This is a genomic window from Neochlamydia sp. TUME1 (assembly GCF_000813645.1).
Lineage (GTDB): Bacteria > Chlamydiota > Chlamydiia > Chlamydiales > Parachlamydiaceae > Neochlamydia.
Window position 1 is genome coordinate 1 of sequence record NZ_JRXI01000032.1, and the last position, 18,558, is coordinate 18,558.

An 18,558-nucleotide genomic window follows, 5' to 3' on the forward strand; every position below is an offset into this window, starting at 1 on the left:
CACAGGATATGTTTAGCAATCTAGGCACCAAAGGTTTAAAAGTGGGCTATCGCAATAAAATTAGAAAATAATGAATTTTTTTGATAAACAAAATTTTAAGAAAAAAGGTGGGTAGATTAAGATAATTAACAGGGCTTAAACGATTAGGTTCGATAAAATTTTTTATGAGCATTTGATTTTAAAATTATTTATGGGTATTAAATCAATAAACTATAAATTTATAGGGGTCCATTTCTGTAAGCTTGGTTAGCTTAATTGACGCCTATCTTCTTTTAAGAATAACTATTGAAAGATGATGGTTTGCCTAGCTAGCTTAAAGATTTTTAGCGATAGATGAAAAAGAGACTAGCTCTAGACTTTAGCATAAACATATTGCTGGGCTTCAAGGCGAGAGTAATAAGCATGTTTTTCTTGATCGCCAATACAATGGAAAAAAAAGGCGGCTTGCGAATAGAGTTGACGCTTTTCCCAAGCAAAAGCTTTATTCAACCAGGCAGGATTTTCATCGATTTTAAAAGTCATCATATGGCTAAATAGCGTCCACGAACGAGGAAAAGGAGCCTCTAATACCTCTGAAAAGTGTAGGCAGGCTCTTTCTTTGCCTTTAGTCATGTATAGCCATATGCCGTAGAATAGGTGGAGAGGATGCCACTCTTGATTGATAATTTCAAGAGGATATTGTTGCAGCAATTCACCCGCTTTTTCCCAATTTTTTTCAGCAAGATGAGCAAAAATCAAGGCACAATTAAGCCCAATAGAAGTTTCGGTATCTAAGGTAAAGGAATGCATTTTTTTTACGGCTTCGAAAATAAAAGGGTAGTTGTGTTTCTTAATGGCAAATCTGATAAGATGGGTTAAAGCTCGAAGCTCGCTTTTTTCAAGGGAGCGCTTAGGTAATAGGGTAAGTAGTTGATCCAAACATTTTTCGATAGGCTGCTGGTAAACTTTTATAGCAATTGTAAGAAGCTCTGTTTCATGTAAAAGCGCTTGAGAAGAAGAAATTTTTTTATTTAACTCGTTCAACTTAACTTTGGCAAGGGCATAACTGCCAAGCTCGATAAGAGCATAAATAGCGTTAGTGCATAAGGTTAAGGGAATAGGCTCAAGCTTAGTAAGATCATCTAGGATTTCACTTAAGGTATAAGGCTTGGCTGTCCAAAAGGCAAGATGAATAGCAAAGTCAAAATTTTTCAATTTTTCAGATTTAGCAATCTCCTTTTCATTTAACATAAAATGTAAGGGCTCCCAATGCCTTTGCAAGCTATGAAATAGCTTTCTAACATTGTTTTGCGAGATGATAGAAGGAAGGTAGCGTAGAACAAATAATATAAATTGATAGGTAGCTTTACGATTATGCCTGGAACTTTCAAGCATGCGATAAAGGATTTGTTCCTCAAGCACTGGAAGAAGAGGATGTTGAGGGTAGCGACGATACGCTAGCTCAAAACATTTGATTTCTTCATCGGGGTCATCTAACGCCTGATAAACGAGAGCTTTACCTAAATATTCTAGGGGGGCACCAGGAGTAGAATGCAATTTCCAGAATTCTTCTAAAGAGTCTTCATAAAGTTGCTGTTTTTTTTCTGCGCTATGATTGTTGCGAGCTTGCTCAAGAAGTGTTATCCCAGCTCTAAACATAGCTTCTCTGCCTTCAGCCGTTCCCGGAAAGGAGTAGCCGATACGTCGATATTCACTTAAAGCTGTGGTATAATCTTTATGAGCAAGAAACGCATCAGGAACTGCCAGGCAATTAACCCGGATATTAAGGCTTCCTACTGAAATACTAAGAGGTGAAATTTCATAATCAGCGTCGCGCGACAGCAGCCCCAGGTGAGTGCCCGCTAACGGTAAATGACTTATATATGAAAATTGATGAATGTTATTTAAATAAAAATGAATATTTTGATCGATTTTTTCGATGCGAATATGGTACCACTCCTCTCCTTGCAAAAAAATATCAGGGTGATGCATCACCTCTACTGCCGAGCGCAGCAGCTTCGTGGAACGATGAGATTGAGAACCTAGCCATAAACAATAGCCATCATTTAGGTGCGCGCGCTCAGCAATTTCTGGAATACTAAGAAGAAAGCCAATGCCGTGGCATTTTTTTCCTAGTTTAACATGCGCTTCAATTTTAGTATTTTCTGCGAAAGAATCTTTAGAAATCATCAAGCTGACCCAATCAGAAATTTCCGTCCCGCGCGTAATGGCAGTATATTCAGCAATTAAAACATTTTCTTGGAATTCCCAGTCGTTTTTATTGCTTATTTGTAATTCTGTTATCTGAAACCATTCTGAACGGCCTTCGAGGTAGGTTTCTAGATCATGAATCACATCATCAACCGTTGAATAACGTTGGTCTAAGGCTACAGCTAGACACTTTAAAGAAATTCTAGAGAGGATACGTGGTACATCACGATAAGGAGCTACTTCCAAAGGATCATACAGCTTTTCTTGAGCCATATTTTTTCTAAAGTCTTTTAAAGAACCTCTTTTGAAAGGATGCCTTAAGGTTAACATCTGGTATAAAATCACTCCCAGTGAATAAATATCTGTCTGAAAGGTGGCTGGCTGGCCTAAAGCCCTTTCGGGTGCCATATAAGCGATAGTTCCCACAACTTTTCCAAGGCGGGTAATATGATATAAAGAACCCTGTTTAAGAGCGGGCGAAGGCTCTTGATAAACTTCCTCTTCTGCACTTTCTGCTCTTAAAAGATGAGCTAGTCCCCAATCAAGGATCACCGTTTCGCCATATTTTCCTACAATGACATTTTCAAGTTTAAGATCTCTATGGAGAATACCTTTGGAATGAGCATACGCCACTGCTTGGCATAGACTAAGAAAAATGCGCATCAATGAGGGTATTGAACTAGTTTGTCCTGATTTTAGACCTAACTTATCTTGCTTCCTAGCATTCTTTAAAACTTGTTTTAGGGTTTCTCCTTCCACAAAAGGCATGGTGTAGTAAGCCTGGTTTTTCTCTGCATAAATAGAATAAATAGGAATAATAGCAGGATGAGTCAGCTGGCTTGTAATGTGCGCTTCTTTTAAAAAACGATGATGAACTTGAGGATGTTGAAGTAGATCTTCACGAATACGTTTAAGGGCTAGGCGGCGTCCACAGGAGGTATCATAGGCTAAAAAAACTTCTCCCATCCCTCCTTTACCGATACTTTCAAGGATTTTGTAATTACCGATAGAAAATTGAACTTGCTTTTCTTCAGGCAGATGGCTGGAAACAAAAGAAGTGGCTGCTTCCGTTGCCATTGTATCGCCTTCCTCATGAGGCAGCTTGTTAGGGGGCAGAGATTTAGCTTGAAGCTTTTTATGAAGGGGCGTTGAGCAGTAAGGGCAAAATTTTGGCCGACCTTTCTCTGAGGGATTTTCAAGAGAAAATTGATGATGACAATATGAACAGTAAAATTCCACAATATTTTTTAAAGCCTTACGTATAAGAAAAATTTATTTTTTTAAGATTTTTTAGAGTTGCTTAAAAGTCCCCTTGACGAGAAGTAGCTTGCCTATGAACTTTCATTAGCCATAGCAGTAGTCGTGTAATGGATATAAGCTTCATCCACTAACATATTTGCTAAATAAAGCTTAAGTAAAATGGAGCTTGCTGTTAAGTATTATTGATGCTAGGACCTCTTGCTTCTAAATAGGCTTTTAAATAATTATTCGCTAGCTTCATGGAGCAAAAAGCCCCTACTCTTTTTTTATTAAGCTTTTGCGGGCCTGCTGCCACCTACACCTTACCTTTTTTGCTTCTTAAGTAATAGCCACGTGCCTATAGGTAATATAGCCAGCTTAAGTATTATGCCTTGAAGGACATTGAAAGGATTTTCTTTAATCCTCTTTGTGCTCGTTAGCCCTATCAGAGCGTTCATCTAGAATCTCCTCTTCTATGATTTCATCTGCATAAAAATATTCTCGGAATATTAGATAAGTACCCCCGATAACAAATAAAATAGGAATGATGACAGACCAATTTATTTTGATAAAGGAGACTAGAAACAAGCCTAGCAGGATGATAGTTGAAACAATTGTATCATACACTCTTCCTGTTAAATACTGCCTTAATAGAACGGCTACCCATAGGACGAGGAGAATACCTGGCCACCAATCATGAGTGTATAATAAGATGCCAAGTCCTACAAGAAAAGCTCCATTTGAAATTGCATCTGCTTTCTTTTTGGTAACAAGAGGTTTTGCCATGCTGTCCTTAGTTGTTTATCTACTTTTATGTTAGGGCTAAATTTATTTCTCTTAATCTAAGGGGAGAAATATTTTCTATCAATAAAAAATTGATAGATCGCCTTTGCCAAAGAAAAAAACATTTTTTTATACTTTTTTTAAGCTTTTTTCCCTAAAACATAGGGTCGCTTCGGTCCTGGTTAAATAAATGATTAACCATTCTTAATTGAAGCACTTATTTACCTGACGAAGGGGAAGAGAGCTTTACTATAGAGGCTTGGGAAGAATTTAAATGCCACACGACTTTGTCTCCTACGGTTACTCCCTTTTTTTTGAACCATTCTTTATTCATCTCTAAAATATAATAAGTTCCCGTAGGTAGAGCTTTACTTTTTTGCAAAAAGAATAAAAATATTTTATCATCAGCAGGATATTTCCTCATCTCGCTTAATTTATTTACAGGCCTATGGGGATCCATCATTTCAGGATAAGATTTTAGCTCGGCTATCTCTAAGATGCTACCTTTCTCATCTAAAAAAGCTGCTGAAAGGTCTATTAAAGTGTTGAACATCCAAAGATTCCCTTTAGGAAAGTAAAACAACATTCCTCGGTTCTCTGGTAGATGGGAGCGTTGCATCAAGCCCCAGGCGCGCTCTTCCTCCGTAAAGGCTATCTCTAATTCGATAGGGATTGTTCCAGCCTTTAAAGGTAAAACTGTATGCATTAATAGCAAAAATAAGAGATAAGCTGAATGCATATTGAAATTAAATTTTTAAAATAGTAAACAGCTAATTTATAACCTTAGATTAATAGGAAAGCCTAAGGCCCAGTGAGCAGAGAGTGAAAGGTGTTTTTTTAAAATAAATTTTTTAAATATTTTCCGGTAATAGAGGTGGGGTTTTGAGCAATTTCTTCGGGGGTACCGATTGCAACAATTTCTCCTCCTCTTTCTCCTGCTTCCGGCCCTAAATCAACGATAAAATCTCCATTTTTAATGACATCTATATTATGTTCAATGACAATCATCGTGTTGCCTTTATCTACTAACTTATGTAAAACTATCAATAATTTTTTAATGTCATCGCTATGTAGCCCTGTCGTAGGTTCATCTAATAGGTAAAGAGTCTTACCTGTAGAGCGTTTGGTAAGCTCGCGACTCAACTTAAGACGTTGAGCCTCTCCACCCGATAAACTTACGGTTTCTTGGCCTAATTTCAAATAGCCCAAACCTACCGCAATTAATGTATCTAAAATTTTAGCAATGCGGGGATGATTTTCGAATACATGGCGTGCTTCGTTAATGGTTAAGCTTAGGTATTGGCCAAAATTTTTTCCTTTATAAGTAATTTCTAAGCTAACAGGATTTAAGCGTTGACCCTGACACTCTTCACACACTACGCGTATAGGGGGTAAAAAATGCATTTCGATACGTTTATAGCCCATCCCCCAACAATGGGTGCACATACCCCGCCGATGATTATAGCTAAAGTGCTTACCTTGTAATCCTTTGGCCTTGGCAGCAGGAAGGGAGGAAAAAAAATCTCGTAAGCGTGCCAGTAGGTCGACGTAAGTTCCTACATCTGAGCGCACGGTATGGCCTAAAGGGTTTTGATCAATAGTAATCACTTTATCAAAATTTTCAATTCCTTCCACTTTTGCTATATCGGCAGAAATTTCATAAGATTTATAAAGGCCTTTTTGGACTGCTGGTTGAATAACTTGGTGCATCAACGTAGATTTACCTGAACCGGAAACCCCTGTTAAAATGGTAAGTGCACCGATAGGGATATCTAACTGGATAGATTTTAAATTGTTGATTTTAGCTTCCCTGATTTGTAGCATGCCATTTTTAAGAGAGCGCCTTTTTGCAAGCATTGGAATAGTGAGCTTGCCGGATAAATACTTACCTGTCAGTGAGCGTGGGTTTTTTATAATCTGTTTAAAAGTTCCTTGTGCCGTGACATGGCCGCCTAAGGCTCCTGCCTGAGGACCAAAATCGAGAATATAATCAGCTTTTGCGATCGTTAAAGGATCATGTTCGACCATTAGTAAAGTATTACCAAGTTCCTTAAGCTGCTCGAGGGCTAGATTTAAGCGCTCATTATCTCTTGGATGTAAGCCGATCGTAGGCTCATCTAAAACATACAATACTCCTGTTAGTCCACTTCCTAATTGGCGCGCCAGGCGAATACGCTGTGCCTCGCCGCCACTTAAAGTGGGTGCACGCCGATCTAAGGCTATATAGCCTAGACCTACTGCCGCTAGAAAACGTAATCTATTGAGAAGTTGAAGGTGAACTTCTTCCAAAATTTTATTGTCTTGTTGGCTAATGACAAGTTTTTCAATGAAATTAAGAGAGTTATCCACAGGCATACTACATAATTTGCTAATAGATAGGCCTTGAATAGTCACATGGCGAGCTAAAGCGTTGAGCCTATCTCCTTGACATGAAATGCATTTATGCTCTTCCAAAAGAGGTGTAATAAGTTCGCGTAGTTGAGATTGTGCACTGCGCCCAGCCTTTGCTAATACATGGTTGATTCCTGTCCAGCGAAATTTTAAGCCGTTTGTAGCGGTATACCACTTATCTTCAGGGGAGCCATTTAAAATCAGGTGGAGCTGTTTAGTAGGTAGCATAAAAAGAGGAGCGAGCAGATCAATACCCTCTGCTTCCAAAAATGCTTCTACCCAAGCAAAGGCAGCAGAGTTATAAAGATCCTGCCATAGATAATACATCAGGCCGGCAACCGATTGTTCCATCATCTCAGGCTTTTGTATTAAATTAGCGCCATATTGGTATCCTAAACCCAAGCACTCCGGGCACATTCCTTCAGCATTGTTAAAAGCAAAGGTATGAGGGGTAATTTCTGGATAAGATTTTCCTGTGCTTTCTACAGCAAATGCTAAATTGAAAAAGACGTTTTGCTGGTTTTCACGAAGAATAACAATTTTGCCACCGCTTATATGGGTAGCTGTCTCCACCGCTTCTGCTAGGCGGTTTTTAATCGTGGGATTGATCTTTAAGCGGTCGATAACTAATAATAACTCATTTTTGCGTTTACGATCGAAAGCTAAGCTAAGACCTTCTTGCTCTAGATCAAAAAATTCACCATTTAGGCGCACGCGTAGGAAACCTTGCCGTTGAAGACGAGAGATAACTTCTTCAAATCGTTCATTTTTTTTCCCTTCAATAGGAGCTAAAACTTGGATTTTTTCTCCTAAAGGATAGTTCATCACACGATCCACTACATGATCTTTGCTAATCGCTTTAATCACCTCACCTGTTTCTGGGCAGTGAGGCGTTCCCATGCGTGCATAAAGGATGCGCAGATAGTCATACAACTCAGTCATAGTGCCAATTGTGCTGCGAGGATTACCTGCGTGCGCTTTTTGCTCAATAGCAATCGCGGGTGAAAGCCCTCCTACATAACCTACCTTAGGCTTAGGCATCTGCTTAACAAATTGGCGTGCGTAAGGGGAAAGGGAATCGATATAGCGTCTTTGTCCTTCGGCATAGATAGTGTCAAAGGCTAAAGAGGTTTTTCCTGACCCCGAAGGGCCTGTACATATAGTGATTTTTTCTCGAGGAATACTCAACGAAATGCTTTTAAGATTATTTTGCTCCGCATCAGTTACAGTAATTTCTTTGATAAAATGTTTTTGACGTTCTTTGTAGTGGATAAGGTTATGTTTAGAGGCTTGCTGAGCTTTGGTGATACGTTCTGCTATATCATGATGCAAGATCTCTTGGAGGGCACGACCTGTAGGGCTCTCTAAACGGGCGATTTGCTCAGGTGTGCCTACAGCAAAGATTTTTCCCCCTTGAATTCCTCCTTCAGGGCCTATGTCAATAATCCAATCCGCTGTTTTGACAATATCCATATTATGTTCAATGACTAAAACAGTGTGGCCGCGGTCTACAAGTTCTTGCAGCACTGTCAGCAAATGCTTAATATCATGAAAATGAAGACCGGTCGTGGGCTCATCAAAAATATAGAAAGTGTGTCCTGAGGCAGGCCTAGCAAGCTCTTTAGCTAATTTGATACGTTGTGCTTCTCCACCTGATAAAGTGGTGGATGATTGGCCTAGCTTAATATATTCCATTCCCACTTTTTGAAGTGTTTCTAGTTTATGGTAAATAGAAGGAATATTAGCAAAAAATTCTAATGCTTCGAGGACCTCCATCTCTAGCACATCATAAATACTTTTACCCTTGTAGAGTACTGAAAGGGTTTCTTGATCAAAACGCCTTTTTTTACACAGCGGGCAATCTATCCAAGCATCTTCCATGAAATCCATATCAATTTTCACCATGCCCATGCCTCCACATTGAGGGCAAGAGCCTTCCTTGACATTAAAGCTGAATCTTCCAGGCTTATATCCACGAGCTTGGCTTTCAGGTAATTGAGTGAATAAATCGCGAATATCATCGAAAAGTTTGATATAGGTAGCAGGGTTAGAACGAGGGTTGCGCCCAATAGGCGATTGATCAATAGCAATGACTTTGTCAATTTTATCTATCCCTACGATTTCTTTATGGCAGCCTACAGGATATTCGCTTTCATGGAGTGCATTCGATAGGGCAGGATAGAGAATATCGGTGATGAGTGAAGATTTTCCAGAGCCGGAGACGCCCGTTACAGCAATGAAAACTCCTAAAGGTATTTTAGCATCTACATTCTTTAAATTGTGATGAGTAGCTCCTTTTATTAAGATATGTTCTTTCTTTATCTTGCGGCGCTTTTTAGGAATTGCGATGGCTAATCTTCCCGATAGATATTGTCCTGTAAGGGATTTTTCGCTTTCTAGCAAGCCTTTAACATCTCCTTTGTAGACAATTTCACCTCCTCGGGTACCTGGCCCAGGTCCAAAGTCTACAATATGATCAGCTTCCCAAATGGTTTCTTCGTCATGCTCCACCACGATAACGGTATTACCCATATCGCGTAGGCGTTTAAGCGTAGCTATCAACTTTTTATTATCACGAGGATGCAAGCCGATCGAAGGTTCATCTAAAACATAAGTAATACCTACTAATCCGCAGCCAATTTGAGAGGCTAGACGTACGCGTTGAGCCTCTCCTCCAGAAAGAGTAGGCGCTGTCCTGTCCAAATTCAAATAGTGTAAACCCACTTCAATCAAAAATTGTAAACGCTCACGAATCTCCTTAATTAATTCAGCAGCTATTAGCTCATCCTGAGCAGACAGGGAAAGATTGCTAAAAAATTCGTAACACTCAGCAATAGTCATAGCTGCTAATTGGCTAATACGCTTGCCGTTGAGTAGGGTCGCAGCAGGATAGGGCTTTAAGCGTTCACCATTGCAAGCAGGACATCTTTGCGTATGCATAAGTTTAAGCATTTTGGTGCGATATGAATCGCTCTTGGCTTCAGCAAAGCGAGTATGCGCTTCATGCAAGACGCCTTTCCATTGAATATTATCTACCCACTTTGCCCCTGTAATAGGATGAACAAAATGCATTCGGGTCCACTTCTTTTCCACACCGTAGAGAAAAACTTTTTTAGCTTTTTCGGACAGTTTTTTCCAAGGAGTATGGACGTTAAAGCTATGCATATTCGCTAGATTGTTATAGATATTACCATAACGTACCGTTTGGTAAGAGCTTGCAATGCTACAACAATCTTGGGCGATGCTAAGATTTGGATCCATGATTTGTTCTAAGTCAAATTCATTGACAATTCCTAATCCATTACAACTTGGACAAGCTCCGGAAGGGCTGTTAAAAGAAAAATCGTGTGGTTCTAAGGATGAATAAGAGAGTCCTGATTTAGGGGAATAAGCATGCGTAGAAAAAAGTTTTTCCTCGTCTGTTTGTACATCCAATATACTGCAGACTCCATTTCCTAAATCTAAGGCTGTAGTAATAGCCTCAGCAATTCGAGAATTGTTTTCCATGTTTATGGCAAGACGGTCAATGACTACGTCGACATCATGAGAAACGCTACCATCTAAGCCTGATTCATGCTGTAAAGTAACAATTTTCCCATCCACCCGTGCTTTTGTAAATCCTTTACGCATGAGATCTTGAAAATCTTCTTTAAACTCAGCTTTTTTAGCTTTAGCATAAGGCGCTAAGACAATGAGCTTAGTGTTGGAAGGAAGGCTTTGGATAGATTTAATAATTCTTTCCCTGCTCTGAGGGGCTACAGGCTCTCCACTGACTGGGCAATGGGGGATACCCACGCGAGCATACAATACTCTTAGATAATCGTATATTTCTGTCATAGTCCCCACTGTTGAACGTGGGTTACGGCCTGCGGTTTTCTGTTCTATAGAGATAGTAGGAGAAATTCCCGAGGCATGCTCAAGGTCGGGTTTGGCCATTTCGCCTAATTGGCGTCTTGCAAAAGTAGAAAGGGATTCTACATAGCGTCTTTGCCCTTCCATATAGATGGTATCAAAGGCAAGAGAAGATTTTCCTGATCCAGAAACTCCGCTAAAAACTATCAATTCATTGGTATTAAGCTGTAAGTCCACGGCTTTAAGATTGTGAACTTTGACTTTTTTTAAAATGATTTGCTTGTAATCCATACTAACTACCCCAAATTAACTAAAAATATTATACATTGAACAGGGATTTTGGGGTAGATTCGTTTAGGTCTATCCATTAGGACAGCCTTTTAGCAAGCATCTTTATCTCAGATTTTTTTAGTAAAGCTTAGCGGCCGTTGGGCTGCGGACTGTAGTTATGGTCATGTAGGCACCCGTTTTAATTTAAACCTATTTATTAATAACCCCATGTAAAGATTCTTATTTTTAGCTAAAAAGTAACTTTAGCCAGAGGTATAAGTAAAACTTTTGCTTGCGCATAGCCTATTTTTGCGTTATTTATTTGAGAGGGTAAAATTGTTATAATAGGATTTAAAAAAAATATTTAAATAATCTCTTAAACGGGGATAAAACCTATCATTACAAGATAAAATTTTTTTCAGTTTATTAATTTTTTAATAGGTATAAATTTAAAAGGCTTTTCTAGCTCATCTGTGCTTAAGTTGAGATATAAGATAAATAAGATTGAATCTCTTAGACTTGATATGGTAGCTTTCTTGATTGCCTGCATAGCGTCTTAAAAAAAACAATCTTTTATTTAAAGCAAAGTTTTTGAGTTATTATTGTCAAATTTAGTGGGTAAGATATAATAACTTTATCTAAGCACCAGGTGCTAAGGCAGGCATTCTATTTAAATGACTATTAACGTACACCCCTATCAGGTATCTTTCTATGCTGGTCACTAAGACAAAAATCATTTGTACCATTGGCCCTGCTGTAAATACGGTAGAAAAGATGATTCGATTAATGGAAGGCGGGATGAATGCCGCCCGTCTTAATTTCAGCCATGGGAGCTATGAGGACCATGAGATTGTTATTAACAATCTTAAAAAAGCTCGTGCCCAGAAAAAGATGCCTTTAGCTATTATCTTAGATACAAAGGGACCTGAAATTCGAATTGGTAAGATTACTGAGGGACAAATTGACCTCAGACATGGACAATTATTAAATTTATTTAGAAATCCTATAGAAGGAAGCGAGCAAGGAGTATGCGTCCATCCTTCCTATGTTTTAAATGATCTTAGCGTAGGCACTCGGATTCTTTTTGATGACGGTTATATCTCCTCCCATGTCATAGAATCTACAGCTGAAAAGGTGGTCGTTAAGATTGATAATGGAGGTGCCCTCAAATCAGGTAAAGGGGTGAATATCCCGAATGCCAGCTTGAATCTACCGACCATTACTGAAAAAGATATAGCAGATATTCATTTTGGCTGTAAGCATGATGTAGATGTCATAGCCGCATCTTTTGTACGTTCACCAGAACATGTACTTGCCATCAAAAGACTTTTGACTAAAGAAAAAAAGCCAGATATTCAGATATATGCAAAAATTGAAAATAAGGAAGGGGTTCAGAATTTTGATAGCATCGTTCAGATAGCGGATGGAATTATGATCGCCAGGGGTGACTTAGGGGTTGAAGTTCCTTTAAGTGAAGTTCCTAGGCTCCAAAAAATGATGATTAGAAAAAGCTATTTGGCAGGGAAACCGGTGGTCACAGCTACCCAGATGCTAGAATCTATGATCAACAACCCTCGTCCTACGCGTGCGGAAGCATCGGATGTGGCTAATGCAGTATATGATAGCACTTCTTCTGTAATGTTATCAGGGGAAACGGCGATAGGAAAATATCCTTTTGAAACTGTGCAAGTGATGAGAAGTATCGTTCAGGAGGCGGAGGCAGATTTTAATTATCGTGCCTTCTTTGATTTTCATTCAGGTTTGATTCATCATGATGTTCCTTCTGCGGTCACTTTGGCTACGGTAAAAACAGCTTACAGCTCGAGAGCAAAAGCTATATTTGCTTTTACAAGTGGAGGCTCAACAGCATGCCTTCTGTCTCGATTAAGACCTGAAATGCCTATTATAGCTATGACTTCTCATGAGAAATGCTATCATCAGATGGCTTTAAGCTGGGGTGTAAGGCCTTATTTAAGCTCTCAACCTACAAAAACAATTTCAGAGGCTTTTACTAAGATCAGTACCTTTGCTTTGAAAGAAAATTTAGTAAGCAATGGAGATCTGGTAGTCGTAACAGCGGGTTCTCCATTTGGCATTTCTGGGACTACCAATATGATGATGGTAGAGAGTATAGGAGACGTATTGGTGCGGGGACATCATGGGGTAGGCTCCCGCGTGCATGGGAATGTCACCCTGGTTTTATCTTCGGAATCTGCCAAAGATTATGCGGTAAGAGGTCAGCTACTTGTGATGACTAAATGTGACTCTTCCTTCCTTTCTCTCATACAAGAATCAATAGGAATCATTTTACAAAATCATATTGACGATGTGGAATCAGAAAAGTCTGCTATCCATATTGCTCAATTGCTTGATAAGCCTGCCATTGTAAGAGCAGATGAAGCAAGTAGAATACTAAAAGAAGGCCAGCTAGTCACCTTAGATCCGGAAAAAGCGCTGGTTTACAAGGGGGTAATTTTTTAAACTTTAAAAGTAGCCCGGCCCTCGGCTAAATGTACCATAAAAAAAGCGCTTAGCTGCTTAGCGTGCCTAATTAGATAGATAGTTTATACACTTATCTAAGAGCAACAAATATATCCTGCTAAAACCTATATTATACACTTTTGAGCTACTTCTTATGTAATCCCATACTTTATAAAATTGCTCTCATTAAGTAGAGAGGCAACTTTCAGAGGGTTAGGTATGCAGACTTAGCTTTTTTAAAGCGTATTATACACTTTTGAGCTGCTCTTTATACAATCGCCTGCTATATAAAAGCCTCTTTTTAAGTAGAGAGATAGCTTTCAGAGGGTTGGGTATGCAGGCTTAGTCTTTTTAAAGCATATCAAAATTTGTTTTCCTCTACTCCTGCTTTCTTCACGACCATATCTTCTAAACCGCTAAAAATTTAGTTTTTAGATGGAGGCGAGATTTCTTTACTTAAAAAAAATCTAAAGGAATTTTTTTATTTTTGAATATGTTTATTAATTATGCCTGCTATTTTCATCATGTTTACCCCTTCTTGAGTTCCAAAAACCTTTGCCAAAGACTCATCGGGAACAATTAAGCGCTTATCTTGAGGATCTTGTAGATGATGAACTTTAATGTAGTCCCATAGCTTTTTAATCACTTCTCCTCTAGACATTTCAGAAGCTCCAATAATTGCAGCAAGCTCTTTAGAGACTTTAACTTCTGGCTGCTTACGGGTAGATTCTTTTTTGGTCGTTTTCTTTTTACTGCTCTCTTTTTTAACGGCTTTCTTTTTAGAGGAAGTTTTTTCTTCACTGCCTTTGCGGGTCGCTTTAAGTTTTTTTATATAGGCGGTGCGCGGATGATGAGGATATTTAGACTCTAAGAGCTTTAAATCATTAACAATTACATCGCACTCAGGGTAGGTAGAGCAGCTGTAAAAAGTTTTTCCAAAACGCGATTTTCTTGCAGTTATCTGCCCTGGACACTCTAATGCGGGGCAAGCTGGCATGCTTTTTTGAGAAATAAGAGTCTCGCCTTTTTTGGGGATGTTTACAATACCTTTACATTCAGGATAGTTAGTACACCCTAGAAAAGCTCCGAATCGTCCATGGCGGACTTTCATGCTTTTGCCGCATTGAGGGCATGGTTGCTCCCAGTTAAAATCGGAAGCATACTCTTCTTTATTAAAAGAGAGCTCTTCAGATTGAGCCGTAAAATCACAATCAGGATAGCGGGAGCAGCCATAAAAATATTTAGATTTAAACCAGATTTTTTGAAGCTTGCCACCACATTTGGGACAGTCGATATCTGTCTGAACTTTCGGAATGAAAGCTTCTTTTTCAGCAATTTCGACAGTAGGTAAAAATTCCTTCCAAAAATCTTGTAGAAGTACTTTCCAGTCTTTGCGATCTTCGGCAATTAATTCCAGATCATCTTCCATCTGAGCTGTAAAGCCTATATTCATAATCTTTTGGAAGCTTGTTTCAAGCATTTGTGCTATCACAAAACCTAATTCCGTAGGTTTTAAGCGACCACTTTCTTTAATCGTATAGTCGCGGCTTTGAATCTTATTCATAATAGTAGCATAAGTTGAAGGACGCCCAATCCCTGACCTTTCTAATTCTTTAACCAAAGAAGCTTCTGTGTAACGGGGAGGAGGCCGCGTAAAGGCTTGCTCAGAAGTTAATTGGATAAGTTGTAAGCTTTGACCTTCCTGCAGGTTAGGTAGCTGGCGGCTCTCTTCATCTTTGTCGTCATCATCTTTCTTTTCTTCATATACAGCTAGAAAACCAGAAAATTTGATGACCGACCCTGTAGCCCTTAAAATTATATCTTTTCCTACCTTTATGTCCGCTGAGACTGTATCGTAGATAGCTGGCATCATCTGGGAAGAAATAAAGCGTCTCCAGATTAATTGATATAATAAGAATTGCTCTCGGCTCAAATAAGGCTGAATTTTCTCTGGCGCATGGTTTAAGTTAGCAGGTCGGATGGCCTCATGAGCATCTTGGGCGCTTTTTTGGGTGGAGTATTGTTTAGCTTCAGCAGGAAGATAATCTTTACCATATTTTTCTAAGATATATTCCCGTGCAGAGCCAAGGGCTTCATTAGAAATACGTACAGAATCTGTACGCATATAGGTAATTAGGCCTTCTGCACCTTCATTTCCTAGGTCAATACCTTCGTAAAGGCCTTGAGCTATGTTCATAGTTTTGGCCGAAGAAAATCCATAATGGCGGCTTGCTTCTTGCTGCAAGGTTGAGGTAATAAAGGGGGGGACAGGATAACGGCGTTTTTCCTTTCTTTCTACGTTAGCTACCTGATAAGGTTTATCTTTCATCCGTGCTAATATATCATCTGCTGTAGCTTTATTATCGATGATTAAGTAATTTTTACCTTCTACTTCCTCTTTTTCAACTCTTCTACCATCTACAGAGTAAAGGTTGGCGCGAAACTGACGTTCTTCTAACTCATTTCTAAGGATAGCTCCAATATTCCAGTATTCAATGGGCTTAAAAGCTGCAATTTCTTTTTCTCGATCGACCACTAACTTTAACGCTACCGATTGCACGCGACCGGCCGATACAAAGCTATCTTTTCCTCGATGAATGCGTCGATTAAGAAGAGGGGAAATTTTATAGCCTACAATGCGGTCTAAAAGGCGTCTGGCTTGCTGGGCATTGACTAGGGCTTCATCGATAGGCCGAGGCTGGCTAAGTGCCTTAACTACAGCATCTTTAGTAATTGAGTTGAAAGAGACACGTTTGATATTGGTTTGAGGTGGAAGGATTTGGCTAATATGCCAGGCAATGGCTTCTCCTTCCCTATCAGGGTCAGGAGATAGATAAACCGTATCGCACCCTTTAGCAGCTTTTTTTAGTCGTTGAATGACCTGGTCTTTATTGGGCATAATGATATATGTAGGCTCAAAATTATGCTCAATATCGATACCGAATTCTTTTTCTGGTAAGTCACGTACATGTCCTAGCGAAGATTCGAAAATATAATGAGGCCCTAAAAATTTTTGGAGCGTTTTAATTTTCGCTGGTGACTCGACAATAATTAAAGATTTTGCCATTCTTGCCTCAAACAACCTTTTTATATATTTAACAAAGATACTTTTTACTGCTTTTTACTATTACAGCTTATTAAAAAGATAGACAATTTATAGTTATTGATTTTTTTTCTATCTGGCACGCCGAAGGAAAGCGTGTTTTTTATATTTTTTTATAGTTTAAGTCTCACGATGCCCATCTTAAAAAAGTGGGGTCTTTCTCTTTTTAAAACCTCAAATAGTTACCCAGGTTTTTTATCCTTATTCTGGGCAGTAGGGCCGCTAAATAGAAGATAATCGCATAAATTTCTACATTTAGCCTTTTGCCAAACTATAATTTGCTATAGAATAGGTTATAATTTTCCCTATGAGCCGAACTCTTAAAAGGGCTGCAAATATATTCTTTAAAGCAGCTTCCCTTATTTCCCATGCTGTTTGCAAAGAAATTATTAATCCAGGGGCCTTGCGTTTCAAAAAGAGATTGAGCGCAGAGAATAACAAGGTTTTTTAACTCATTCAAGTTCTTTTTCTGCTTTCTTTTGCTTTAAAGCTGTTAAGATAACCTTAGGTTCAACCGCCTCTATACTTTCTACACTACCGATTTTCTTCACTAAGATTAAATTTAGCTTTCCTTTCACTGTTTTTTTATCCTTATACATATAGCTAATCAAAGTTTCTTCTGACAGCTCTTCTGGTAATGAAAGGGGCAAGTTTAAGCTTTTGAGCAAATTATGCAAGCGAATAATGAGAGCTTGCTCAATAAAACCTAAAATTTTACTGGTATAAAAAGCGCAACTTAATCCTATAGAGACTGCATGGCCATGCGAAATTTGATAGTCCATAGCCGCTTCGATGGCATGTGCAAAGGTATGCCCCAGATTTAAAGTCGCCCGAATGCCATAATCTCTTTCATCTTTTTCTACGATAAAGGCTTTAATTTTGCAACATTCGACGATGAGAAGATGCATAAATTGAGAATCTTTAGCAAGAATGGCTGTTGTATTTTTTTCTAATCGCTCGAACAGCTGAGGACCTTGAATAATCCCATATTTAACTATTTCAGCTAAGCCAGCGCTAAACTCTTCTGCAGGAAGAGATTGAAGGTAAGAAGAAAAGATCCATACCTGGCGGGGAGGATGAATACTACCAATCAGATTTTTACTACCCTTAAAGTTTACCGCTGTTTTTCCTCCTATAGCCGCATCCACCATTCCCATTAAAGTAGTAGGGACATGGATGATATCTAAACCCCGCATATAGCAAGAGGCTACAAAGCCTGCTAAATCAGTAACCACGCCCCCTCCTAGGCTAATAATCAAAGCGTGGCGATCTATTTCAAAGCGTTGCAGTTCTTGCCAGCAATAATTAGCAGTTTGCAGGCTTTTAGATCTTTCTCCTGGGGCTATAATAATTTTATTTATTTGACGGCAAGGAAATTGCTGGATAAGGAAAGGTCCGTAAAGGGGATAAACATTAGCATCCGAGATAATAACTAGCTGGGAATAATCTTTTTTAAGCTGCAGATCTGTAAAAAGAGGAACGGGATTAATAAGAATGGAGGAATCTTGCGAGGCAAGGTTAATCGAGGTCCATTGACTAAAGCTTAAGGGATCCATATCTCTTAATTTTCTCATGCATAATTTTAATGGATTAATTATCAATCTTTTTAAGTCTTTTGGTTAAAAACCTGGTCTATAAATATGTAACTAAAGCCTACAGAGCCAATAAAAGGATAAATTGCTTTATAGTCTTTTTTTTAGCTAGAAAAAGCACTTTTTATTTTTGGTTGAAAGGTTGATCAAGTACTAGGAATTTATTTGGGTAGAAGGGATCTATTTTTTGTTTTTATATAGGGTTTACCGAGCTGCAGAAATTAAAAAATAGGAGGGCATAAGCCCATTTTAATTAAAAGTAATTTAACCTATTAGGCTTAATAATTTTCTAATAACTTGCTTCCTAGTTTGGCATAGCCGATAAGCTAGGAGTTTGGCATACCGAAAAATTAAGACGGCTACTGAAAGGTAACCGTCATAGCATGGGGGTATTCTTTTCCTATTCAGAAAGAAACAGTAAACATTCCTTTTACTTCCACGGCGGTCATTGCTAAGTCCGACGCTGCAGAAAGAGGTGGAGTGTTATTTATTATTGTATGTCGCTTATTAACGATTACGTTCAATGCAGGAAGGAAGCTCTCTTCCTCAGTTTGTTCAAGGATATCGTTAAAAGTAAATGAACTATTTTCAACACTCACCATTGTTTCTCCACCTGCCTTAATAGAGCGATTAAGAGGAAAACCTTTTCAATGATTG

At 38.8% G+C, this 18,558-nt stretch carries 7 protein-coding genes; 1 reads left to right on the forward strand and 6 read right to left on the reverse strand.

All coding sequences use genetic code 11. The features are described from left to right. Positions 1 to 351: 351 nt before the first annotated feature. The 4 genes from pknD to uvrA all read right to left on the reverse strand — a co-directional run bounded on the left by pknD (position 352) and on the right by uvrA (position 10,746). Positions 352 to 3,267, reverse strand: a complete 2,916-nt coding sequence (gene pknD / locus DB41_RS01445) for a serine/threonine-protein kinase PknD (protein WP_052243785.1) — start codon at positions 3,265 to 3,267, stop codon at positions 352 to 354. Positions 3,268 to 3,846: 579 nt separating this feature from the next. Then, positions 3,847 to 4,215, reverse strand: a complete 369-nt coding sequence (locus tag DB41_RS01450) for a hypothetical protein (RefSeq protein WP_052243783.1) — start codon at positions 4,213 to 4,215, stop codon at positions 3,847 to 3,849. Positions 4,216 to 4,429: 214 nt separating this feature from the next. Continuing rightward, positions 4,430 to 4,951, reverse strand: coding sequence for a DUF192 domain-containing protein (locus DB41_RS01455; protein WP_039383553.1), 522 nt, complete (start codon positions 4,949 to 4,951; stop codon positions 4,430 to 4,432). 98 nt (positions 4,952 to 5,049) lie between these two features. After that, positions 5,050 to 10,746, reverse strand: coding sequence for an excinuclease ABC subunit UvrA (gene uvrA / locus DB41_RS01460; protein ID WP_039383555.1), 5,697 nt, complete (start codon positions 10,744 to 10,746; stop codon positions 5,050 to 5,052). A 690-nt stretch (positions 10,747 to 11,436) separates the two neighbouring features. On the opposite strand from uvrA, the gene pyk reads away from it, so the two are divergent. Further along, the gene (gene pyk, locus DB41_RS01465) at positions 11,437 to 13,206 is read left to right on the forward strand and encodes a pyruvate kinase (protein WP_193365239.1); all 1,770 of its coding nucleotides are present in this window, start codon (positions 11,437 to 11,439) and stop codon (positions 13,204 to 13,206) included. 481 nt (positions 13,207 to 13,687) lie between these two features. Here pyk and topA read toward each other — a convergent pair whose 3' ends face one another. Both topA and aroB read right to left on the reverse strand, forming a co-directional pair. Continuing rightward, on the reverse strand, positions 13,688 to 16,273 hold the full coding sequence (gene topA, locus DB41_RS01470) for a type I DNA topoisomerase (RefSeq protein WP_039383557.1): 2,586 nt from the start codon (positions 16,271 to 16,273) through the stop codon (positions 13,688 to 13,690). 488 nt (positions 16,274 to 16,761) lie between these two features. After that, on the reverse strand, positions 16,762 to 17,865 hold the full coding sequence (aroB, locus tag DB41_RS01480) for a 3-dehydroquinate synthase (protein ID WP_162180896.1): 1,104 nt from the start codon (positions 17,863 to 17,865) through the stop codon (positions 16,762 to 16,764). Positions 17,866 to 18,558: the final 693 nt, after the last annotated feature.

What these genes read in the sequence shown, in the direction of transcription:
- pknD (WP_052243785.1), bottom strand. Translation starts at nt 3,267, where the DNA reads ATGGCAACGGAAGCAGCCACTTCTTTTGTTTCCAGCCATCTGCCTGAA.
- DB41_RS01450 (WP_052243783.1), bottom strand. Translation starts at nt 4,215, where the DNA reads ATGGCAAAACCTCTTGTTACCAAAAAGAAAGCAGATGCAATTTCAAAT.
- DB41_RS01455 (WP_039383553.1), bottom strand. Translation starts at nt 4,951, where the DNA reads ATGCATTCAGCTTATCTCTTATTTTTGCTATTAATGCATACAGTTTTA.
- uvrA (WP_039383555.1), bottom strand. Translation starts at nt 10,746, where the DNA reads ATGGATTACAAGCAAATCATTTTAAAAAAAGTCAAAGTTCACAATCTT.
- pyk (WP_193365239.1), top strand. Translation starts at nt 11,437, where the DNA reads ATGCTGGTCACTAAGACAAAAATCATTTGTACCATTGGCCCTGCTGTA.
- topA (WP_039383557.1), bottom strand. Translation starts at nt 16,273, where the DNA reads ATGGCAAAATCTTTAATTATTGTCGAGTCACCAGCGAAAATTAAAACG.
- aroB (WP_162180896.1), bottom strand. Translation starts at nt 17,865, where the DNA reads ATGGATCCCTTAAGCTTTAGTCAATGGACCTCGATTAACCTTGCCTCG.